The 24,660-nt window shown below is 40.6% G+C and carries 14 protein-coding genes; 5 read left to right on the forward strand and 9 right to left on the reverse strand.

Going from position 1 to position 24,660, the window contains the following annotated elements; all coding sequences use genetic code 11:
* Positions 1–217 precede the first annotated feature (217 nt).
* The 7 genes from CYLST_RS22085 to CYLST_RS22115 all read right to left on the reverse strand — a co-directional run bounded on the left by CYLST_RS22085 (position 218) and on the right by CYLST_RS22115 (position 9,525).
* Positions 218–1,186 carry a glycosyltransferase gene (locus CYLST_RS22085; RefSeq protein ID WP_015209959.1) on the reverse strand — a complete coding sequence of 323 codons (969 nt, stop codon included), beginning with the start codon at positions 1,184–1,186 and terminating at the stop codon, positions 218–220.
* A 203-nt stretch (positions 1,187–1,389) separates the two neighbouring features.
* Entirely contained in the window at positions 1,390–2,541 is a 1,152-nt protein-coding gene (locus CYLST_RS22090; RefSeq protein ID WP_015209960.1) for a glycosyltransferase family 2 protein, read from the reverse strand.
* A gap of 33 nt (positions 2,542–2,574) precedes the next feature.
* Complete coding sequence (locus CYLST_RS22095) at positions 2,575–3,348, reverse strand: glycosyltransferase (RefSeq protein WP_015209961.1); 774 nt, start codon at positions 3,346–3,348, stop codon at positions 2,575–2,577.
* 26 nt (positions 3,349–3,374) lie between these two features.
* Positions 3,375–4,694 carry an EpsG family protein gene (locus CYLST_RS22100; RefSeq protein ID WP_015209962.1) on the reverse strand — a complete coding sequence of 440 codons (1,320 nt, stop codon included), beginning with the start codon at positions 4,692–4,694 and terminating at the stop codon, positions 3,375–3,377.
* Positions 4,695–4,731: 37 nt separating this feature from the next.
* Entirely contained in the window at positions 4,732–5,700 is a 969-nt protein-coding gene (locus tag CYLST_RS22105) for a glycosyltransferase (protein ID WP_015209963.1), read from the reverse strand.
* 59 nt (positions 5,701–5,759) lie between these two features.
* A complete protein-coding gene (locus tag CYLST_RS22110) occupies positions 5,760–7,238 on the reverse strand; it encodes a lipopolysaccharide biosynthesis protein (RefSeq protein ID WP_015209964.1) in 1,479 nt (492 codons plus the stop codon).
* 73 nt (positions 7,239–7,311) lie between these two features.
* Positions 7,312–9,525 (reverse strand): GumC family protein, encoded by a 2,214-nt coding sequence (locus tag CYLST_RS22115; RefSeq protein ID WP_015209965.1) that lies wholly within the window; start codon positions 9,523–9,525, stop codon positions 7,312–7,314.
* A gap of 726 nt (positions 9,526–10,251) precedes the next feature.
* On the opposite strand from CYLST_RS22115, the gene CYLST_RS22120 reads away from it, so the two are divergent.
* The gene (locus CYLST_RS22120) at positions 10,252–11,664 is read left to right on the forward strand and encodes a sugar transferase (protein ID WP_015209966.1); all 1,413 of its coding nucleotides are present in this window, start codon (positions 10,252–10,254) and stop codon (positions 11,662–11,664) included.
* A gap of 10 nt (positions 11,665–11,674) precedes the next feature.
* Positions 11,675–12,691, forward strand: a complete 1,017-nt coding sequence (galE, locus tag CYLST_RS22125; RefSeq protein ID WP_015209967.1) for a UDP-glucose 4-epimerase GalE — start codon at positions 11,675–11,677, stop codon at positions 12,689–12,691.
* Positions 12,692–12,760: 69 nt separating this feature from the next.
* On the opposite strand, the gene CYLST_RS22130 is transcribed toward galE, so the two are convergent.
* Positions 12,761–13,234, reverse strand: a complete 474-nt coding sequence (locus CYLST_RS22130) for a response regulator (protein ID WP_015209968.1) — start codon at positions 13,232–13,234, stop codon at positions 12,761–12,763.
* Positions 13,227–18,938 (reverse strand): AAA family ATPase, encoded by a 5,712-nt coding sequence (locus CYLST_RS22135; protein ID WP_015209969.1) that lies wholly within the window; start codon positions 18,936–18,938, stop codon positions 13,227–13,229. The genes CYLST_RS22130 and CYLST_RS22135 overlap by 8 nt, the downstream gene beginning before the upstream one ends.
* A gap of 929 nt (positions 18,939–19,867) precedes the next feature.
* Between CYLST_RS22135 and CYLST_RS33625 the strand changes: the two genes are divergently transcribed.
* The 3 genes from CYLST_RS33625 (at position 19,868) to CYLST_RS22150 (ending at position 24,579) form a co-directional block, all read left to right on the forward strand.
* Complete coding sequence (locus CYLST_RS33625; RefSeq protein WP_015209970.1) at positions 19,868–22,855, forward strand: response regulator; 2,988 nt, start codon at positions 19,868–19,870, stop codon at positions 22,853–22,855.
* Positions 22,856–23,413: 558 nt separating this feature from the next.
* Complete coding sequence (locus CYLST_RS22145; RefSeq protein ID WP_015209971.1) at positions 23,414–23,794, forward strand: hypothetical protein; 381 nt, start codon at positions 23,414–23,416, stop codon at positions 23,792–23,794.
* A gap of 401 nt (positions 23,795–24,195) precedes the next feature.
* Positions 24,196–24,579: a GxxExxY protein gene (locus CYLST_RS22150; RefSeq protein WP_015209972.1), complete on the forward strand. Its 384-nt coding sequence runs from the start codon at positions 24,196–24,198 to the stop codon at positions 24,577–24,579.
* Positions 24,580–24,660 lie beyond the last annotated feature (81 nt).

The following is a 24,660-nucleotide window of genomic DNA, read 5'->3' on the forward strand; positions in this document are numbered from 1 at the left end:
AAGTATAGAATTATTGAGTAAGCTGTCTAGGCTATAGGATTTTGAATTTTTATTGAGAAATACAAATAAAAGTAAGGGTAAAACTCCAACTATCGGAATTTTTACCCATATACATATTCCAACAAATAGAAAAATGTACTTTTGATAGTTGGTTTGGACAATTGATAAATTTAAATTCATTATCTAATTCTATGTTTTATGCTGAGGCAATCAAAGGTTATTGAAATAAGCTTAACCAGATGATATGTTCTTCTTTTCTCATCCTGAGAATAGTAAATAAACTATGAATTTGACCTTTAGTCCAATTCCACATAATCAATGTTTCTGCTTGATTCTTCGGATTGATTAAAGCTTTAACATAGCAAGCAATTATTTGCAAAAATCCTTTGAAAATTCGTAAAATAGATACAAGCAACCAAAGATAATAAGAACGGTGCCAACGCATCACAGCAATGTAAGGCGCTGCGGCACCAAAACCATACACTAAGTTAAAAAGATAAGTTTCTGATATCCGCTTTGTGGGGATGAAATGGTGCAGCACACAATCAGGTGTATACCAAAGTTCATAACCTGCGTTCAGAATTCGCAAAACTATCTCAGAATCTTCTCCCGCACTTAGTTTTTTTCCTTCTCTACCGTTGAGTAATTGTTTATCTAACCAGCCACTTTTCTCAATGGCAGTTCTGCTAATAACTAAACCTGCACCTGGAATCTGGTAATTACGCCGATTTAATTGTTGTGAAGTTTCGCCGCGCTCATTGGCAGCAAATTTACCTGAATGTTTGACAAGGATGGGCGAAGGAGTTATTTCCCAATCGAGAACTACCTTGCCACCAAAAGCACCACAATTTGGATGAGTTTCCGCAAATTGTCTTGCTTTGTCTATCCAGTCTGCTGATAAAAGGCAATCATCATCAACAAAACCGAGCCATTCACTAGTTGTATTTTTAATTCCACACAACCGGGCGTGAGTTAATCCTTGTTTTGGCTCTACTATCCTACGCAAGCCAGGTATTAGTTGTAAATTAATATGTCTTTCAACAACAGCACCAGTATCATCTGTACAGTTATTATCTACAACTAAAACTGTCCATTGATAGCCAGGAGATACTTTTGATAATGAAAGGGCTGTCAGAACACGATCTAGCAAATTAGCATTGTTGTAAGTACAAATTATTATATCCATGAATCCAATCCTTAATGATTTTTAATTTAACAATCAGTTAGTAAATCAAAGTCCTAAACCTTATTTTTAGCAATATAGAGACGCTGCATACAACGTCTCTACTTTATGGGTGATTTGCCGGACATCATATTATAAATAGGGTTCGCATAATTTGGAAGCTCTGCAAAGAAATCCCCGGTGCGTATATTAATCCACAAATTAATTTACCAATTTCTTACTCTCATAATTTTCTGGCGAAATAATTGATAGGCATATCCAGAAAAGTGAGCAATTGGCATACTTAATAAAGTAATCCCACAAAATAACCAACGACTAAAAAATGAGGGTATTTTATCTTCTCTACCTCGCCAAATCTCGGAATTAAAGCTTTTTGACCATGCCAAAGTAACTCGTAGACTCTCTAAAAAAGGCAAAAATAAACCTATTACAATCAATATTTCTATAGGCAACCCCAGTTTAGGAAATAGTAAATCAACAATCAGCAATAAAATGACAGTAGATATAAATACAAAAGGTAGCAACCCTCTCAACTGCGATTTAATTTTGTGTTTTGTACTTGTTAAATACCGACCTCTGCCATATTTTAAATATTGAATAAACAAAGACTTCCAAGTTTTTCGGGGGTAGTACCAAGCACGAATTTTGGAGTCAATATATATGGCTTGTTGATTTTGAGCAATTAATCTTTGATTTAATTCCGCATCTTGATTAGTAATTTGTGTTGTGTCAAATACTTTTTTAAATCTCAAGTTTAATTTAGCATCTTCATTAGAACTTGCCTCGACATCATAGCCTTGGGTCTCTAGTAAACTTTTTTTCCAGAAACATCCTAAATAAACTGTCTCGGCATAACCTGTATAGTTGGGATTTCTATATTTAGCTCCACCATTACCAAGAAAACTTTTGGATGCAAGGGCAACACCAGCTTGGAAAGAAGTTTTGGCAACAAAACGCTGCGCTCCACCGACATTGCTAGCTTTTGATTCCAGCAAAGCCTCTACACATCTTTCAATATAGTCAGGTGCATAATCCGAATGGGCATCGATTCTAATAAAAACATCACCTATCGATTCAGAAATAATTAAATTAAGACCAGCCGATTGAATTTTGTCAGGATTGTGTATTAACTTAACTCGTGAGTCTTTATCTGATAGATTTTTGACTATTTCTTGAGTGCCATCATTACTGCCACCATCAGCTACAAATATCTCGATTAAGTTGGGATAACTTGTTCGTAAAAACCCTAAAACCAGGTTTTCTATATAATGTACCTCGTTATAAGTAGGTATAGCTACAGTTACAGAAGGAAAAGTCTTAGCTGTGGGTTCAACTAACATATTAGATTTAGCCATCATATTGAATTTGCTTTTGATAAATCACAATTTAAATTACAAGAATATTTTCACAGGGATCATTATAAACCGCATACATGCTTTTAAGAAGCACAAACCATCAGTTATCAAGTTATTAAAAGGAGATAGCGGAAAGTATTTCTTCCGTAACTCTCTGTGTATTCTATAATGTTTAAAGACCTTTATAGAAGATACGCCTGTAGTATCATAGTAAGAAATTGGAAAATATAGCAGGTGTGGTTGAGCAATTAAAGAAGCTCTAATATTAAAATCATAATCCATTTCTAAAGTTAGCCGCTCATCATAGAAGCCAACTTTCTGAAAAAGTTGTTGAGAGAAAATAGTAGACTGGTGACAGATTGGATTGCGAGACAAAAATAACTTTTGATCCCAATGACTATACTGCTTGATATGTCTTTTTAAGTATTGCTTTCGGCTCAGAGAGATAGTTTCCCCAAATGCCCAAAGCCACTTTTCTTTAATATAAGAATCTACAATTTTAGTAATTACCACTTCATTAACTAAAGTATCACCAGAATTTAAGAAAATCACTAAATTACCTGATGATTTCATTAATCCTGCATTAAAAGCATTAGCAATCCCCACACCATTTTGCTGTAATATAGTTACTTTTTTTTGATGGTTATATTGATTGATCAGAGAAATTGTTTCGTCTGTTGAATGACCATCAATAATCAGGTGATTAATATATTTATAATCTTGCATACTAACACTATCTAGAGTTTTCAGTATACAAGCAGAAGAATTTTTTGTCAGAGTAACTACATCAACTTGAATTAGGTTATTCATGAATTTTTAAACTTAGAGTGAGTTATTTACCACCGAGAAATAGCCAGATCAATGTAATCTATAATAGATGCTGTAAACAGACGACCTTCTAAATAATTAAATGTAGTAACATTTTTACCTGAGTTAGCTTGTAAAAAATAAATAAAATAACTAAACATTAATGCAACTAAAGTAACCATAGAGAGAGATTTTATCGGTGGTTTCAGCTTACTTTTTCTTTCTAGAGGTAAATAGAAGAAAATTCCTAAAAAGGATAGAAGTATCAGGCTCAATCTCAAAGGGAGGTAATCAAGATTGCGGGTGAATAAGAATAAAATTGACTGCAATACATAAAGATATAACATACTTAGGTCTAAACGTTTTTCTTCTAAGGTAAGGACAGAATTTAAACTTGTTTCAGTGTAATTATCTCGTGAGAGGTTTAGATAAAAATAACCAAGAAATGCTACAAGTACTAAATGAGCTAGAAAACCTATACTTGCTAGTTGGTTTTTTACGAAAAATGAACTTTTAGCGGCTAAAAAACTAAGTTGGGGAATGCTACTAATTTTATCAAAAATAGATGCGATAGTAGCTTGATTAACAGAATATATTAATGCAAACATAAATAAAATAATACTTAAATTTTTAAGAATTCCACTAATTTTATTAAACAATTTATGCTGTAACAAGCTATTTACATCGATAAATTGCAGGATTATTACAGGTAAATAAAGAAGTATAGAGTAATGATTAACAATACTCAAAAACAAAAATAATACACAAGTAAATTTATTCTTTTTAGAAACTAATGCACACAAAAAAAAAGCACTTGAAATAAATTGGCGCATGATAAATGCTTGAAGATAAAATGTAGGATTTAGTAAAACAAAAAATATCAGTAAAGCATAATTTTTTTGGGAAAATCCCTTACAGATCACAAAAATAGTCAGAAAATTAATTATAAAAGACCAGCTTAATAGAAAGCCCATGTCCGAACCATTACAAATAATAAATATTAGAGAAGCGAGAAAATAAAACCCCGGTTCAAATGGATAATTGGTTGATTGAAAACAGGCTATGGGATTATCACCACTACAATCTCGATATGCTATTAAATATAACTCTGTATCAGCTTGAACATCAATAAGACAACAGAAAAGAGTGACGGTGACTGCAACTAGCAGAAGTATAGAATTATTGAGTAAGCTGTCTAGGCTATAGGATTTTGAATTTTTATTGAGAAATACAAATAAAAGTAAGGGTAAAACTCCAACTATCGGAATTTTTACCCATATACATATTCCAACAAATAGAAAAATGTACTTTTGATAGTTGGTTTGGACAATTGATAAATTTAAATTCATTATCTAATTCTATGTTTTATGCTGAGGCAATCAAAGGTTATTGAAATAAGCTTAACCAGATGATATGTTCTTCTTTTCTCATCCTGAGAATAGTAAATAAACTATGAATTTGACCTTTAGTCCAATTCCACATAATCAATGTTTCTGCTTGATTCTTCGGATTGATTAAAGCTTTAACATAGCAAGCAATTATTTGCAAAAATCCTTTGAAAATTCGTAAAATAGATACAAGCAACCAAAGATAATAAGAACGGTGCCAACGCATCACAGCAATGTAAGGCGCTGCGGCACCAAAACCATACATTAAGTTAAAAAGATAAGTTTCTGACATCCGCTTTGTGGGGATGAAATGGTGCAGCACACAATCAGGTGTATACCAAAGTTCATAACCTGCGTTCAGAATTCGCAAAACTATCTCAGAATCTCCTCCCGCACTTAATTTTTTTCCTTCTCTATCGTTGAGTAATTGTTTATCCAACCAGCCACTTTTCTCAATGGCAGTTCTACGCATAACCAAACCTGCACCTGGAATCTGGTAATTACGCCGATTTAATTGTTGTGAAGTTTCGCCGCGCTCATTGGCAGCAAATTTACCTGAATGTTTGACAAGGATGGGCGAAGGAGTTATTTCCCAATCGAGAACTACCTTGCCACCAAAAGTACCACAATTTGGATGAGTTTCCGCAAATTGTCTTGCTTTATCTATCCAGTCTGCTGATAAAAGGCAATCATCATCAACAAAAGCGAGCCATTCACTAGTTGTATTTTTAATTCCACACAACCGGGCGTGAGTTAATCCTTGTTTTGGCTCTACTATCCTACGCAAGCCAGGTATTAGTTGTAAATTGATATGTCTTTCAACAACAGCACCAGTATCATCTGTACAGTTATTATCTACAACTAAAACTGTCCATTGATAGCCAGGAGATACTTTTGATAATGAAAGGGCTGTCAGAACACGATCTAGTAAATTATCGTTGTTGTAAGTACAAATTATTATATCCATGAATACCAACCTTAATTGTTTTTAATTTAAAATCAATCGCAAAATGAAAGTCATAAACCTTATTTTTTAGCAGCAATATATCTTTTGAGAACTGAAAAATTGTAGTTATTACTAATAGCAAACCATGTCACTAAAATAGTTGTCTGTATCAGAAATATAATACATCTTAAGATATAATCATTTGGCAGCTTAAAGTTCAATAGCACAACCATAAAAAACCAAATTAATGGGAACCATAAGCATTTGAACCAGAGAGAATAAGAAACAGATAAACGTTTCATGCCAAATACAGTTACTAAAAAGGTGGAGAGATATCCCAAATTACCGAGAATTGCTCCTGTTAAGCCAAAATTATCAGCACCAATGAAAATTAATCCTAGTGACGATAAACTGCCTAGTAGCTGAATTAATGCACAAGTTTTAACTGCATTTGTCGCTAACAAAGAGTAGTAGCCGACAGCATGACATGAATAAATTGCGTAAATTGCTGTGGCAATACAGAATGTAATTAAATATTGACTTGCAGTTTGCTCAGAGAATAATAGTTTGAGAATTAATGGAGAAAGTGTTATGAGAGTGGCTCCCATTCCTAAAGCAACTAATCCATTGATTTGGGTAGCTTGTTTAAGTTGCTGCTCCAGTTGACGCTGATTAATATTTTGCTGTCCGAATAGATTGCTTAAAGTTGGAAGTAAAGGCTGTACAGGTAATGCAGAAAATGAGTTGATTTGCGCGGTGATATCAGTAATTCCTCCATATACTCCAAGCATTTCACTACCTAGCAAGCTGCCGACAATCAGCCGATCGCCTCGACTAAAAAGCATACTGCCCAATGTATTTAGCCACATCATTAAGCTGTAGCCTCCTACTGCTACTGCTTTTTGTTGATTCCAACTCAGACGAAGATTCCTACTTTCGAGTAGCGATCGCACTACCCAGATATGACTGAACAAACTCACGACACCAATTCCAGCCTGCCACTGCATTAACTCAACGGTGCGACCGCCTAGCCATACGACAATCAACATTCCGACATTGAGTAGCACGGACTGCATTGTATTCAGCACATTCATCAAGTCATAACGCTGATGAGCTTGTTCGACACCAATCAAGATTTGTTGCAACAATCGCGCTGCTACTACTAACCCACCAATTTGAATAGCCTGTATAAGTTTTAACTGTTGTAACTGTCCCAATTTAGGAAATAAATTCATCATCGGTTCAGCACCCATCCAAAGAGCAACTACTGCTAAAGTTGCCAAGATCAGCATTGCCCCAAAAGTTACAGTCAAGGTTTGTGACAGACCATCAACATCTTTCTTTCCTAAGTCTTGGGAGACAAATACGGTTGTGGCTGTAGAAAGACCGGCTTCAGCTAAAGTAACCATTACCACCACAGCAGAAGCTAGGGTCCATAGTCCATACTCTTCAATTCCCAACAAGCGGATTAGTATCGGGATAACCAGTATGCCTAGCCCTATTTTGATTAATCCTGTGATTGAGTTGTAAAAACCGTTCTTAAGTAAGCTGTTTTTCACCAAAAATCTTCTCTTTTAATACAAGCATTACCGTAGAAAACTAGAAGAGTTAAACTAAACCGCCATCAAAGGATTAGGAAATGCGTGTATTGGGAAACTTGAGTTCACCCTTACCATTGCGTAGCTTGCCGCCGTAGGCATCGCTGCTATTTTTGTCGTAATAACCCTTCTGGCTGTAGGAAATATAACCACTATCGGCAGTAACTCCATTCACCACCATTCCCAAAACGCGCGATCGCGCTTGCTCGAGCATCATCTTTGTACTCTTAGCAACAGCACAGTCAAGTACTCCAGGACGTACAACCAGCAAGATCCCATCTACAATCTTGCCCAGCATCAGTGCATCACTAAACAAACTCAAGGCAGGAGTATCAATAATCACACAATCATAATCTTTGGCAGCCTCTTGAATTAACAAAGCCATGCGCTGCGAGTCTAGCAATGCTGCGGGGTTGGGTGGAATTGTCCCAGCCGTTAGTAGATCCAAGTTAACTAATACTTCTTGGGAGGTGCTGCGAAATTCCGCTTGACCAACTAAAACATTACTTAGTCCGACTGGGTCAGATAATTTCCAGATTTCCTGTTGGCAGGAGTGACGCATATCCGCATCTACTAATAGAATTCTGCGTCCCATGTGTGCCTTAGCTACTGCCAGATTCGCTGCCACAAATGATCTGCCTTCACCCGGAGTTGAACTAACTACGGCAATTACTTTTAGTGGTTTATCAGAGATGGTAAAGTCCAGGTTCGTCTGAAGCATCTCAAAGGCTGAACTTGCTCCCGAATATGGATTATCTCTCACCGGCAGTTCGATTAAAGCTTCCCCACCATTTTTAGCTTTTTGACCCAAGTGAGGAATCGTACCGAGTAAAGGATAACCTAGTAACTGCTGGGCTTGCTCAAGAGTTTTCAGGGATTGATCCATAGCTTCTAACATCAGAGCTATCCCTACACCCAGCAAAATTCCCAAAAATCCACCCAAGGCGAGATAAAGGGCAATTTTGGGAGAAACAGCTTTTTTCGGAAGTAAAGCCGCAGATACTACCCTGGCGTTACCGACATTCTGATTTACTACTACCTCGACTTCTTGCGATCGCTTTAGCAGTTCTTCATAGGTAGATCTCGCTACTTGCAACTGTCGCTCTAGCTGCTGCTGTTTTTCTTGCAGTTGGGGTAAGACACTCAATCGTCTTTGGGAAAGTGCGTATGCATTCTGCAAAACGGCGACTCGGTTAGCTAATGCTGACCGTTCTACATCCGACTGTACCAGTTGCGCCAGTAGGGTCTGCTTGAGTTCTCCCATGCCTAAATTCTGCGCTGCTACAGATTTTTCAGAACCTGCATTCTCAAAAATTCGAGTTTCTAGCTGCTTTTTCAGGGCTGCTTCTTTTGCCGCCAAATTAGCGATCATCGGATGTTCATCTGTATAGCGAGTATGTTCTACTGCTAACTGGTTTTGCACCTGCTGGTATTCTGTTAATACGTCCTGCACAGCTTTTGATTGACTTAAATTCCCCAGATCCACAGCCTGCTGCGAATTCAATCTCAATTGACGTTGCAGAAGTTGTGAGCGAGTTGCAGCATCCGTTAAATTTGCCTGGGCTTGGGTGATCTGGTCTGATAAATCTGCGAGTCTGTCCACTCCTTTTGTTGCTTCTTGGTCTAAGGCAATTACCCGATTTTCTTCTTTAAACCGACGCAAAGCTGCCTCTGCTTTGACTACCCTGGCTTCAACTTCAGGCAATTGCTTACTCAAAAACTTATTTGCCGCTGTCGCTTGGGTTTGGTTAATGCGAATATTGTTCTCTAGGTAATATCTCATCAGCAAATTCACAACATCTGCGGCTTCTTTGGGATTGCTACTTTTGTAGGAAATCGCCAAAATATCCGTACTCCGAACACTCTTAACCTTGATTTTTTTGAGAAACTCATCTATTTCCAAGGGTGATCCTTGCTTTGTTACCAAGTTGAGACTATTGATAGTTTTCTCAACTATTGGGTTAGAACGAATTACCTCTGCTTCTGTATCCAACGGGCTGCTTTGTTGAGTCACACTGCTCAACTCTCCAACTTGTGCCGAGGGACTTGTCAGCGAAGAAACGCGGTCAGTTTTACTGAAAAGCAACTTGCCTTCTGCTTCATAAATTGGTTTTTGTCTGATGGCAATTAAAGCTGAAAGTCCAAAAACAGACGCAGTCACCGCAGCTATGACTAGCCAGCGCCTTTTCAGAATCAGCGAGTATTGTTGCAAATCTAGGGAGTTTTGGTCTTCTTGGTTAGAGGGCATGGAATCTGTTGCGAATACCTAAAATACTGACTAATTTTGCTTCACAATTTTGGTAGTCCAAGATAGTCCTTTGGACATACTGAGGTTTAATTACTATTGAATCAGATTGTATAAAAAACAACAGTTATTTTCGCTATTTTCCTAAAAGTACTTTTTTTGTTACATCTTTTTAGTTTTATCCCAGAAATATTATCTAAATGTCAAGGTATTTTAAATATTCTTTATTGGAATTTTATATTACCTGGGTATTATTGACAAGATACAATGATCCTGCTGAATCAGTACATACTCTGAAAGTAAATCTACGCTAATATTTAAATATCAAGTTCATATTGACTACATTCATGGCATCATGCAAATATAAAAGGAACAAAGTCTGGTGCTCCTATTTGATTTTTAAACAAGTCCCAAACCTTAAGCCCCGTCTAATAAACGGTTAAGCTTCAGTATATTGAGCAAGAATCAAACCGGAATCTTCTAGTTTTGTTCAGACAGTTAACGTAAGTAAGATGTCTGCCTGTAGGACATATTACCGAAACTGACTGATAATTACCCTAGCAATTTGTAACAAGCAATACCAGTTTTAAAAAACCGAGCATTACAAAGATTTCTCGTTGATGTAGGCTTTGACACAAAATTGCTAGTCTTTAGTATTACCATGTTTGAATTTATTGATGCCTTTAACAAACAAATCAATACCAAAATACTGAAGAATCAGAAAAATAAATGATGCTTACAACTTATGTTAGTCCCCCTGCGAATACTAGGCTGCCAAATATAGTCCGCAGCCTACCGATATTGCTCTTGTTAGGGGATATTTTTGGATTGCTCATTTGTTTAGCGATCGCCCAATGGTTGCGCTTAGATCAACCCTTACATTGGCTCAATCCATTGCCTTATGGATTTGTTGGCATGATACTTGCAGCATTCTATTTAGGAGATGCGTACCATCCAGATCGACAAATTGCAGGTTTAAGAGCGCCTGCTCGAATTATTATTTGTAACATTGCGATCGCCTTCTTCATTTCTGCCCTAATTTACTTGTCAGGTATTGCCAAACATAACCCGGTATTGTGGCGGAGTATCTTTCTACCTAGCTTAGGAATCTTTACTATCTGGGCAGTAATATTGCGCCTGGTGGCAATAAAGTGGGTGCGAACGCACGCCCGAAAAAGTCATTGGTTAATACTAGGAGCAGGGGAGAATGCCATCAAATTTGCCCAAAAATTGCTGGGACTTAATCCTTTAGGAAAGCTGACTGTTCTAGCAGAGGAAAATCAAAAAACCATAGACTTACCAAAAAGCAATTTGAGTTATCAGGGAAATCTGAGCGAGTTATCGCAATGGAGCCAAGAACCCTGGTCTGGGGTCATAGTTACAGCCCAGATAAATTTTTCCAAATCTCTTGCGCAACAGTTAATGCAGATGCGATTGCGAGGCATTCCGGTTTACACATTGCCGGATGTTTACGAAACATTTTGGTATAAACTACCTTCATCGCTGCTACAGGATAAATGGTTGGCTTTTAGCGATGGTTTTAACCTAATGCCTGGTTACTTCAGCATGAAACTGAAGCGCGTTGTTGACCTCATATTGATCCTGTTGTTGCTAGTATTAGTTGCACCACTTCTGTTGTTGGTTGCATTACTAATTAGATTAGATAGTCCTGGCCCAGTGTTGTACAGTCAGCGGCGAAGTGGATTGTACGGTAAACCATTTAGAGTTTATAAATTTCGCTCCATGTATCAGGATGCAGAAAAGTCTGGGGCGCAGTGGGCTAGTCAACGCGATCCACGGATCACCAGAGTCGGATACTGGCTGCGTTTGTTACGTATTGACGAATTACCCCAAATATGGAATGTTTTACAGGGGGAAATGAGTCTGATTGGCCCTCGTCCAGAACGACCAGAATTTGATGTCAAACTCAAAGAAGCGATTCCCTACTATGAAGTACGCTATCTGGTAAAACCGGGAATTACAGGCTGGGCACAGGTCATGTATCCCTATGGAGCATCTATTGAAGATGCTTACGAAAAGCTTGCTTACGACCTGTATTACATCAAAAATTATTCCATTTGGTTGGATTTAGCGATCGCCTTCAAAACCATTCGAGTTGTTTTGTTAGGTAAAGGTAGATAAGGAAAAACAAATGAAGAAGAAAATATTGGTAACTGGCGGTGCTGGTTACATTGGCTCCCATGTAGTTCGTCAACTGGGGGAAGCTGGTTATGATGTCGTGGTCTACGACAACTGCTCTACAAGTTCACCAGCATCTGTACTACACGGGAAACTAATTATTGGCGATTTAGCAGACACCGGGCGTCTTTATCAAATTTTTGCCCAGCATGAATTCAGCGCCGTCTTACACTTTGCCGCTAGTCTGATTGTTCCAGAATCAGTAGCTCATCCCCTCGATTACTATGCGAACAACACCCGCAACACCTTAAATTTGCTGCGCTGCTGTAGCGTTATGGGTGTGAACAAGTTCATTTTTTCCAGCACAGCCGCAGTGTATGGAGAAGTGGCAGAAAATCCTGTTACTGAGTTGAACCCTACACAGCCCATTAATCCTTACGGACGTTCCAAGTTGATGAGTGAATGGCTGATCCAGGACTATGCGGCAGCATCTTCACTGCGCTATGTAATTCTACGTTACTTTAATGTAGCAGGTTCCGAACCACGTGGACTATTGGGACAAATGTCACCGAATGCTACTCACTTGATTCGGGCTGCTTGTGATGCGGCACTCAAGCGCAAGCCGGAAGTACGAATTTTTGGTACTGATTTTCCTACACCCGATGGAACCGCAATCCGAGACTATATCCACGTCGAGGATTTGGCAACTGCTCACTTAAATGCTTTGGATTACTTAGAAAAAAGAGGGGAAAGCCAAATTTTTAACTGCGGTTACGGGCAAGGATACAGCGTGCGACAAGTTATTGAAAGAGTCAAGGCTATTTCTGGTGTAGATTTTCCCGTTATTGCCGCACCACGTCGTCCGGGCGATCCTGCCTGTGTTGCGGCTTGTGCTGATAAGATCCGTAGAGTTTTGGGTTGGCAACCAAAGCACGATGATTTAGACGAAATTATCGACACCACAATTTCTTGGGAAAAACAGAAAAGTAACAAGGCTGGGCAAAGGTATCTAAATATGGCATATGCATAATTAACTGGAGTTTAGACTAAGCCATGACTCGCTTACATCCCCGACCTACTAAGAGTTGAGGACGGGAAATTACGCGAAGGTGTTAAACAAGACCCAATAAAACCCAAGCTGCTGGACTGCATGGTTGAATTGTTCACAATCGACAGGTTTGACGATGTAGCTATTCACGCCCAGTTGGTAACTCTCGATCACATCACGATCTTCGGCAGAAGAAGTCAGCACCACAACTGGAATCGTTTGAGTGCGTGGGTCAGACTTCAGTTGCCGTAAAACTTCCAATCCATTCACCTTTGGCAGTTTCAAATCCAGCAAAATGACTTTGGGTTGATTCGTCATGGTACGGTGGGCATAATCCCCCCGACAAAAGAGAAAATCGAGGGCTTCTGCTCCATCTTGAAGCCATTGGATTTGATTTCCAATTCTGCTGCGACGTAATGCTCGCATAGCTAGTTCGGCATCAGCAGGATTATCTTCAACTAACACAATAGAAATCGGTTGCTCAAAAGATGTATCGGTGGGCTGATCAATGGGTTGGTCAGTCATTGGTTATCCTATTCGGAAGGGTGAAATAAAAGGTTGCGCCTTGATCGACCGCTGCTTTAGCCCAAATGCGCCCACCGTGACGTTGAATAATCCGTTGGACGATCGCTAGTCCAATACCTGTACCTTCAAATTCTTGCTCGCGGTGCAGACGTTGGAATACTCCAAACAGATTATCGGCATACTGCATATCAAATCCTGAGCCATTATCTCTGACAAAGTACACAAATTCACCATCCATAACCTGATAACCCACTTCAATATGGGCAACTGATTTGTAGCGGGTGTACTTGATTGCATTCGATAACAGGTTGACCCAGACTTGTGTTAAAAGGGAAAAATCAGCTTGACAGATGGGTAAATCAGCGATCGCAAATTCAATCTGACGACCTGACCATTCTGGGGTCAAATCACGCAGCACCTGTTGAATCAACTCATTGACAAACACAGGCTGCTTAGATATTTCCTTGCGATCCAAACGGGATAAATTCAACAAATCATCAATCAACTCACCCATGCGTTTAGCATTATCCCGGACAACTTTTAAGTAACGATTGGCTTCGGCATCAAGTTGCTCACTGTAGTCTTCTTGGATTATTCTCGAAAAGCCATCAATCGCCCGTAAAGGCGCTCGCAAATCATGGGAAACAGAGTAGGAAAAAGTCTCCAATGCTTTGTTAGCAGACTGTAATTGGGCAGTCCGCTCCATTACCCGTTCTTCCAATTCTGCATTAAGTTGTAGGACTTCTGCCTCTACCGCTTTGAGGGTGCTGATATCCCGCATAATAGTAGAAAAATATTCCACACTGCCATCCCTGGTTTTGTGAGCAATGATCATTTGCGAAACCGGAATTTCTCTGCCATCACTGCTCAACAAAGCGGTTTCACCAACCCAGGTACCATCTCGAATAGCTGCCGGAATGCCTTGATTTTGGACAATTTCTAATGCCCATTGGGGATGGTATTGGGAGATAATCGTGTTAGAGAGGTCTGCATCCAGCGGTATGCCTGCCAGTTTCTTGGCTTGAGCGTTATTCCAGAAAACATTCCCTTCGGGGGTAGCCATACCAATATGATCGGTGCATGCTTCCAGGATGGCAATCATGCGATCGCGGTCTTTCTCTGCCCTTTGGCGTTCGGCAATTTCCGCCCTTAAAGAGGCATTCAGTTCTTCCTGATGCTTTAATAGACGAGCATTGTCAATAGAAATAGCTGCCCGACTAGAAAGTAAACGCAGGATTTCAATTCGCTCTTGCGTAAATGCATTAGTGGTGAGATTGTTTTCTAAAAAGACAATTCCAGTCAGTTTTCCCTGGTTCAACAGGGGCGCACAAAGAATCGATTTCGATTGGTGCTGCACAATCCAAGGGTCAGATTGAAAGTTGCCGGATTGAGCAGCATTGTCGAGGATGATGCTTTCTTGGGTGCGAGCAACGTAATTAATCAGGGCAGTTGGCAAGTAAGTATTGCCGTCTGTTGAGATTAAGTCCAGGGGAATTGATTGCAAAACAGCTATTTTCTGATCACCTATCGACCCGATTGCTTCAATCCGCCATTCGTCTTGTGTTGGTAAAATCAGATAACCCGTTTGCGCCCCGGCATTCTCAATTAAGATCGTCATCAGTTTTGCCAGCAGTTTATCTAACAAAATTTCACTGGCGATCGCAACGGAAGCTTTCAACACTGTTTCTAGGTCAAGTGCTGCTAACTTAGTTGTAGCCGACTGTCTAGTGTCAACTTTACCTGTGCTGGTTTTTTCAAATTGCAGTTCTAGCAATTGGGGATAGCGTCTTTCCAAATCCTGAACTTTAGCCGTTGCCCCCCACCTTAAATAACCATACCTTGCCTCTTGCAGATAGGCTTTAGCGATTGTTATCCGGTTTTTTGCCAAATGAAACTTTGCTGCCAGTTCGTTGGCTAAAGCCTCTTCTTGCAGGTATTCGTTTTCTCTTGCCAGAGCGATCGCGCGATCGTAGGCATCCATTGCTGCCGCTACCTCACCCAAAACCCGATACCGTTCTGCTTCTACCAAGTGCCACTTGTGTAGATAATTCATTGGGGCATGGTGCGCCCAATTTTGCATTTTTGCCTGATTTTCTGCTACCTGTTGCAGCAACTCTGACTGTTTTGAGGGATCTGTGTCTGCATACACCGCCAGTCGAGATAGAGAATCGTAGAACCGAAATATAGCAACCAACGCCGAGCCGGTCATGGCACGCATATACTCTTGTGCGAGAACAGCATTTGCAATCGCCCCCTTTCCATCGTCAAACAGGTAACACAGAAATAATTTATTCAGGTAAAAATAGAACAAACCTCCATGAAAATTGCTTTGTTGCATCTGGGGTAGCCGGGTTGCTTCTTCATAAGCTCGACCCGATAAAATACTAGGTGCAGGAACCGCCTGAATCAAGTTCAAAACAGTTTGCCAGCAAATATCTATAAAATGAATGCCAGATGAATGCTTGATTTGTTTCACTGCCTGGGCATAACTGGTCAGATGAAGTTGTAGTTCAGACAGGGGTTGACCTACTGCAAATGCATAACTACAGAAATGCATGGCAGCGTAGCCAGCAAACTCTAAATCGCCCTGCTCAATACCAACGTGATAGCAATCCTGAAGTGGCTTGAGACTTTCTCTCAAGTGTTTCCTCCAAACATTAATCTGGTCACTAACCGGGAATAAGGTTCTGGCTTGAATGGGTTTGGCATCTAAGCGCTCCAGCAGACTTAAGGCCAGTTGACCAAATTGATACCCGGCATCAATCTCAAATACAACTCCACAGAGAATAATCCCATAGGCGGCATAGGCAAAGGGAGCCAACATCATATTTCCGTACTCAACCAGCAAATCCACCATCTTGAGTACAGTCAGCAGAAATAGGGGAGGTACTGCCAAATAAGCTGATGCACACATACTTGCCAACAGCTGCATTGCTGCCAGCACCTCTGGCTCAGACATGATTGGCAAGTTAACCAAATCTTCAATGGGTCTGTTTGCTAACTTTGAGGCAGTTTCCGAGATTGCTTGTTGAACATCCTCAAAGGTTGGCTGGATGGGGAGATAAATTCCTAATTTTTCCAGTAAGTGTAAACCAATCTGAATCGCCTCTAGCAATTTACTTTGAGCAACATAAGTCTGAATTTTGACATCGTAGACTTTTAAGCTGGCTAGTAGGGTTTTGGCATGATTAAGTACCTCTTGGCACAGTTGCTCTACTTGCTCGAAATTACCGCTAAGATAGGCGGCTTCTGCCGTGGCACTATACAGTGTAAGGGTAAGATCATAGTTAGTTTGCCAGCTATCTGTTGTCAGCAGATCCAAACCAGTTTGCAAATATCGCCAGGCAGCTTCATAAGCAGCTGATGCCTTGGCTTTTTCCCCTGCCATTAGGTTTAACCGAGACAAATTATCCTGCTCAGATTGAGTTTTTATCAGTTTTTTGCCCAGGTTTAGTTGGTTGGTGATATCAAAAATTTTGTATTCTAACTGTTCGGGGGAAGTCATTTGCAATAAACACTGTCCCACTTGCCAATGGGTTTTGATTTGCTCGGCTTGCGGAAGCAGAGAATAAGCTGCTTGTTGAATGCGATCGTGAACAAATTTATATTCAATTGTCGGGCTGCCAGGGAGTGGCACATCGAAGACTACTGATTTGTGGGCATTGTTCATGGGCAGAATCAACCCTTGAGCGATCGCAACTCCCAAAATCTGGGCGGTTTCTCGTTGGGATAGTTCAGCGGCATAAGCTAGGGTTTCTAAATTAAAAGAGTTGCCGATACAGGCAGATAGGCTCAACACTTGCTGCGTCTGTTCATTGAGTTTCTGAATCTTGCTGGCCATCAAATCGACAACATTATCAGTAATGCCCTGATTCTGAATTTGCTCTATCGACCATTGCCATTTTTTGGTTTGGCGCTCGAATTTCAGTAGCCCTTCGGTGTAGAGAGATTTCAAAAATTCATTCATGAAAAAGGGATTGCCACCAGTTTTTAGTTGCACCAGTTCGGCTAAGAGCAGGGAATCCTCTGGTTGGCAGTGCAATGTATCGGCAATCAGCTGATTGATATCAGGTAAGTTCAATGCTGCCAGAGAAAGTTGGTTCACCACTCCTCCACCCTGCCGGATTTCCTCCACCGTTTGGATCAGGGGATGAGCTGCATTTACCTCGTTATCCCGGTATGCCCCGATCAACAACAACGATTGTTTTTCAGTGGTAGCTAACAGTTGAATCAGCTTCAGGGAGGCATGATCTGCCCACTGAAGATCATCCAAAAAGATGACGAGTGGGTGTTCTGACTGAGTAAAGACGCGAATGAAATTTTGGAAGACTTGATTAAAGCGATTTTGGGCTTCCGTCGGCGGTAGAACAGGTACTTCTGGTTGATTTCCCACAATCAATTCTAATGCTGGAATTACCTGAGTAATCACTTGACTGTTAGATCCCAGTGCCACTAAGAGTTTTTCTCGCCACTGACTCAACCGTGCTTCATCTTCACTCAATAATTGTTTGATCAGCGATTCCAATGCTTGGGCGATCGCAAAGTAAGGGATATCACGCTGATACTGGTCAAATTTGCCCGAAACAAAATAGCCCCGTTGCTGTGTAATCGGCTTATAAATTTCCTGCACCAATACTGATTTGCCAATACCAGAATACCCAGCAACGAGCATCATCTCGACTAGAGAAGAAGACACGGGGACATTTTCACTCTCTAGGTCTTTGCATCTTCCCATCTTTGCGTCATCTTTACCTGCTACTCTGTCAAACGCTGCTAATAAGGTCTCAACCTCCTTTTTTCTGCCATAAAGTTTTTCAGGGATATAAAACTGATCGGAAATATCTTGTTGTGCTAAGGTAAAAGACTCTATTCGTCCTGTTTGTTGTAACTGAATCAGACATTGTTCTAAATCATTTATAATTCCCCCAGCACTTTGATACCTATCCTCCGCTGTTTTAGCTAATAGTTTCAGGATAATTTCTGAAACCATCACAGGAATTTCTGGATCGATAAAATGCGGTGGAATCGCTTCTAGAGCCAGATGATGATGAATTAACTCTAGGGAATCCCTCGATTCAAATGGCAGTCGATAGGTTAACAATTGATAAAAGGTCACACCCAAAGAGTAAAAATCAGTTCGATAGTCCAGAGTACGATTCATCCTGCCTGTTTGCTCTGGAGATATGTAAGCCAGTGTTCCCTCTAATACTGTTGGACTTTTGAGAGTTAAGGTCTCCCGCGATAGGGAAGTTGAAATACCAAAGTCAATAATTTTAAGTTGTTGTGTTTTTGGATTAAAAACAATATTGGATGGATTAATATCCTTATGAATTATTTTTGCGCTATGAATATCACTTAAACTTTTAGTTATTTGAACAGCTAACTTGAGAAAGTCTCTTAAAGTAAACCTGTTTTTAGCTATGATCTTTGCTAGGGATTTACCACCAAAATCCTCCAAAATGATGATAAAAGTACTTTGATATTGCTGCAAATCGTAAGATTTAATCACACCTTCCAGTGACAAGCTGTGTGTAATTTCGTATTCGAGTTTATATCGGGTAATTTCCTCTGGTGTAGGGTATTGTTTCTTCAAAATCTTGAAGATTACAGGCAAAATATCCCGTTCAGAAATTCCCCGATAAACCCGTGAATTAGCACTTTCGTGGATTTTTTTATGAATTTGATAACCCGGAATTGTAATCATAGTTCAACCACCTTGAATAGGTACACTAATGCAGAAAGCCGGGTTGACTCTATACCTATATTCTACAATAGCCGAACTTTTGATTAACTCATTTATCTACACTGGGGGCATTGTCAAGTTAAGTTAACTGAGCAGGTATCTCAAAAAAGATTATCTCTCCCTTGAGCGCAGGCAGAAGATGACCCAGCCATTTGAACGCGGCTTAAATCGCGCTGTCTGACAAATATGCTAGCATTTGGGATAAAAATCAGGACTTAGGCAACTGGCACAGCGCTGGGCAATTTATATTGAAGCTAGAGTTATTAACACAGATGGATATTTAAGCAGATTAATTAAGTAATCAGAGAGCAATGTATACTTAAGTTGATAAATAGTTTTTCCAGTAACATAGGCAATATTTTTGAGCTTTGACCAGACAAACATTGGACAATTAATAAAATTTCTTTGAATCTATGCCTGGCGACATTGATAAGCTTTTACACCTGTCAATTGTGGCTCTACCGCTCCCTTGATGCTAAAGCACCCCTTTTTGTAGTCATGACCATTACTGTATCTGTGTTTGAGCAAAAAAAATAGGGCTATGGCGCAAAGCTATCCTTTATCAGGCAATCGCTGCGGTGATTCTGAGTCCAGAATTCAGTGGGGGACTTGGGGCGAATCAGTTAACATAGATATTAAATTATTTGATTAACAAGTGTGGGTGTCGTCATCATTTTCTTTGACCAAAATATTGCCCTACTCCCATCAAGAATTAACATTTCTTAATCATGCGGGCTAAGTCATGAGCAAATAGGTCTATATCCTCTTAAGTGTCTAGCTCGTCAATTGTTATCTCCCCTGGTTTGTTTTTAGCGATCGCTGCACCAGTTGCGTAAGTCCTGAAAATATTAGTTGGGGAATACTCAAAGATTACCAAAGAGCTTATCAAAATGAGTCAACCCTTGAACGTGCTGATTGTGGAAGATTCAGAGGCTGATGCTATGTTAGTTCTCCGTGAACTACATCGCGGTGGTTTCAATCCCATTTGGGAGCGTGTCCAAACGGCCCAGGAACTAAGCGTAGCCCTCAATCGCTGTAGCTGGGATGTCATCCTTTCAGATTATCGATTACCGGGATTTAATGCGCCTGCGGCTCTAGAAATCGTCAAGCAGAGTCAAAAAGATATACCTTTCATTCTCATTTCTGGCATTATCGGCGAAGTATCTGCTGTGGAAATGATGAAAGCAGGCGCTCATGACTATGTGATGAAAGACAACTTAAACCGATTGCCAGAGGCAGTGCGTCGAGAAATCCGGGACGCACAGGTGCGAGCAGAGCGTCAGCAAGCCCAAGCAGAACTAGAAAACCAAAGAATATTCCTGCGGCAAGTCTTCGATGTTGTGCCTAATAGTATTTTTGTCAAGGATACTCAAGGTCGTTTTGTCACCATTAACCAAGCAGGAGCCATGGCCTATGGAGTCAAGGTAGAGGAAATCATTGGCAAGCGGGAAAACGACTTGACAAATGTTGCTTTAGAACAAACGAAGCATCATCTTGTTAATAACCAAGAAGTAAAGCAGATTGGACAGCGACAAATTTATCCCTGTCAAGCGATTGTCAACAAACAAGGGGAAGTCCGTTGGTATAAAACCATTGTGGAACCTTTTGTGGATACCCAGGGGGGGGTGCAGGGAGTCATCGGTTCGGCAACAGATATTACTGATATTAAACAGGCGCAAGCCGCATTACAGCATAGCCAAAAGTTACTTCAAACTTTAGCGTCTAATATACCGGGAATGATTTACACCTTTGTACAGCATTCTGATGGTTCGGCTGGTTTTGAGTACGTCAGTTTTGGCTGTAAAGACCTGCTAGAGTTAACACCAGAGCAAGTTTTAAAAGATGCCTCTCTTTACTTTGCACAAATTCATATTGAGGACCGCGCCGGATATTATGCGGCTGCCAAACAGAGCGCTCAAACTTTAAAACCATTGTCTTACGAGTGGCGAATAGTTACACCCTCTGGCAAACTCAAGTGGGTACAGGTAAGCGCTCGTCCAGAGTGTCGAGAAAATGGGGATATTGTCTGGCATGGTGTTTTATTGGATGTAAGCGAACGGCAAGCCGCGCTTCGCGATCGCCAACAAGCCGAACTCGAACGCGAACAATTGCTAGCCCGTGAACGCCACTACGTCAAACAATTGCAGGAATTAACCACAGCCGCACTGACAATCAATTTTGCCCTTTCTGTTGAACAACTGTTGCAGGTGATCACCGATCAGGCAGCATCAATCATTGGGACTCACCAATCTATCACCAGCATGACGATTGACCAGAACTGGGCACAGGCAATTACCGCCATCTACTTGTCTGATAAGTATGCGGCTTGGCGGAATTACGATCAAAAGCCCGATGGGTCTGGCATCTATGCCTGTGTGTGTCATCTGAATCGCCCGATGCGGATGACTCAAACAGAACTAGAGACACATCCGCGATGGCGAGGCTTTGGCAAAGAGGCAGAAAACCATCCTCCGATGCGAGGCTGGCTTGCTGTCCCCCTTGTAGGGAGAAACGGACAAAACATTGGGTTAATTCAGCTTTCAGACAAATATGAGGGTGAATTTACTGAAACCGACGAAGCCATCCTGGTGCAATTAGCACAGATGGCATCGGTCGCCATTGAAAATGCCCGGTTATACGAAGCAGAACAGCAAGCACGGTCGGCAGCAGAAGCGTCTCGAGAAGAAGCCCAAGCCGCCAACCGGATTAAGGATGAATTTTTAGCGGTGCTGTCCCATGAATTGCGATCGCCCCTCAATCCCATTCTCGGTTGGTCAAGGCTGCTGCAAAACGGCTCTCTAGACGAGGCCAAGACAAAGATCGCCCTGACAACCATTGAGCGGAATGCCAAACTGCAAGCTGAACTGATTGAAGATTTGCTGGATGTTTCCCGGATTCTGCGGGGCAAGCTCAGTCTCACGAGCAGCCCGATTAATCTAGCATCAACTATTAAAGCGGCAATCGAAACTGTGCGACTCGCAACAGAAGCCAAATCTATTCAAATAGAGACCATGCTAGATCCGGTCGTCGGACTTGTTTCTGGTGACTCAACCCGCTTGCAGCAAGTGATGTGGAACTTGCTCTCCAATACCGTTAAATTTACACCCGCAGGCGGCCGGGTTGAGGTGCGATTGGAACAGGTTGACAATCAAGCTCAAATCACCATTAGCGACACCGGCATGGGTATTTCTCCTGAATTTCTCCCTCATGTGTTTGATTATTTTCGTCAAGCAGATAGCACTACCACTCGGAAGGTTAGTGGACTAGGTTTGGGTCTGGCGATCGTGCGTCACTTAGTTGAACTGCACGGTGGTACTATTGAGGCAGAGAGCCAGGGTGAAGGAATGGGAGCCACATTCACGGTTAAACTTCCACTGATGCCATCTGTGCCAACTGTAAATCTAGATTATATATTGTCAGAACCATCTCTTGATTTGAAGGGTATCCAGGTTTTAGTGGTTGATGATGAGACCGATACACGAGACTTTGTGGCTTTTCTATTGGAACAAGCAGGGGCAAGGGTGATCGCATCTGCCTCTGCCGCTGAAGCATTTACAGCCTTAACTCAATCCCCACCCGATGTCCTCCTTAGCGACATCGGCATGCCGTCCATAGATGGCTATATGTTGATGCGGCAAATCAGAGCCTTGCCACCAGAGCAGGGCGGACAGATTCCCGCGATCGCCTTGACTGCCTACGCCGGAGATTTTAATCAGCAACAAGCGCTACAAGCAGGCTTTCAACAGCATATTGCCAAACCCATTGAACCAGAGGAATTGATCCGGGCGATCTCTACGCTTTTAGGATCTCCGCCGAGATCCGGATACCGTTGGCGAATTCCGAAAATATCTCAACTGAACGGGTTAGTTCAGCAATGAAACGATTATTCGATATTTACCAAGTCCAAAATGATCAATTCATTTTGAATGCGATCGCCTTCTCTACGACTAGACTTTAGACTAAGGCACGAAAAATGACCCGGCGATGGTAACGTGGGAGTCAAGTGCCCCAGCTATAGCGTAGATATACCCGTCGATGTGTTTGTGTTTAATGAAGCTGTGTTCCTCCATTTGGAGGTTTTATTCAGGGGTGAAGTAGGTTTTTTGAAAAAGGCAATCATCAGCTATTTCAACATTCAAAAAGTTTGCTCTCATGGAATTAGAGAATAGCCTTTGTTATTTAATTCTAGCTAGTTTTCAAGCACTTCCTGCTTAAGCCTTCTTACACATCTGAATATTTTTAGTTCGATTAGTAAACTAAATTAGTCATATTTTTTATTTGGAGATGCCAAAAAATATCAGATATTCTATCTACTTTTAGAAATAAAAATGCCAGTTTAATTTCTACCTTTAGATTTATGAATTCCTGAGCGAAAATGCTTACAGTTAAATTCTTGGAGGTATCTCCATCTAAGCACGTAAGTGAGGCGATAAACTATGTCAGGTCAAAATATCAAAGCTCCGATGCTTGTGGATTTATTAATAGAGCAGCAGCAGCTTATAATTGGTGGCAAATCTGGAAATACTAGCTCAGGCAATACGAATAGTACTATCCCCAACCTAACTGGCAACAATTCCTTTGGAAGCAGTGTCTTAGGTGAAGGGTTCCCGAACGTAAGTGGCGGTAGTTCTGTCGCAGACAATGTTTTAGGTACTGGCTATCCTAAACCAACTGGTGGCCCAGCCTCAATCAAGAGTGTTTTAGGTGAAGGGTTCCCGAACGTCACCAGCGGCAATTCATCGGCTAGCAATAGCACGGGTAATGTTATACAACGCGGTAATTCTAATCAGAATAGCAGCGGTGTCATTGCTTACTAGAGGTGTTGGCGTTGCAGATTCGCGGAATTAATTAGACCACATGCTCAGGGACACAGCAATGCTGTGTCCCAATGATCAGAAAAACGTCTGAATCAGGATTTACTGGATTTGAGGATTTATAGGATTGTCTGAGTTATATCATGTCTGTTTGTTCAGGTCAGCGTATCGCTAGACTTGACTTTTTATGCTATTATTAATGTCTAAAATCAAGATTTATGGGATTTGAGGATTTACCGGATTGTCTGTTTGTTGGCGTCAGCATATCACTATCACTAGGAATCTAGTTTTTGTTCAACCACATACAACCAAAAATTAATCATCACACACCTATGATACACAATAATATTTGCTGAGGGTTTAATTACTCAAAGCAACCTAGCTAAAATCTAGTAAATCCTGATATGAAATTAGACGAGATAACATATAAAATCAATGGATGTGCCATGAAGGTACATAATAAACTGGGAAATGGATTTCAGGAAGTGATTTATCAAAGATGTTTAGAAATTGAATTTAAAAAAGCAGGTTTCAATTTTGGCAGAGAAATAGAACAAACTATTTATTATGACAAAATAGATGTCGGGACACGCAGAGCAGATTTTGTGGTAGAAAACCAAGTAATTGTAGAGTTAAAAGCAGTCATAAATTTAGAGAATGTGCATTTAGCACAAGTGAAAAACTATGTAGTAGCTTACGATTTCCCTGTGGGGTTACTTATTAACTTTGGTGCTATAAGCCTTCAGTTTAAAAAAGTATTTAATCCTCGTCTGAATCAGGATTTATAGGATTTGAGGATTTACTGGATAATCTCTGAATCAGGATTTGAGGATTTACTGATTTAAACAATTACGCTATCCTGTTCATCC

It is taken from the genome of Cylindrospermum stagnale PCC 7417 (genome assembly GCF_000317535.1).
Classification (GTDB): Bacteria; Cyanobacteriota; Cyanobacteriia; order Cyanobacteriales; family Nostocaceae; genus Cylindrospermum; species Cylindrospermum stagnale.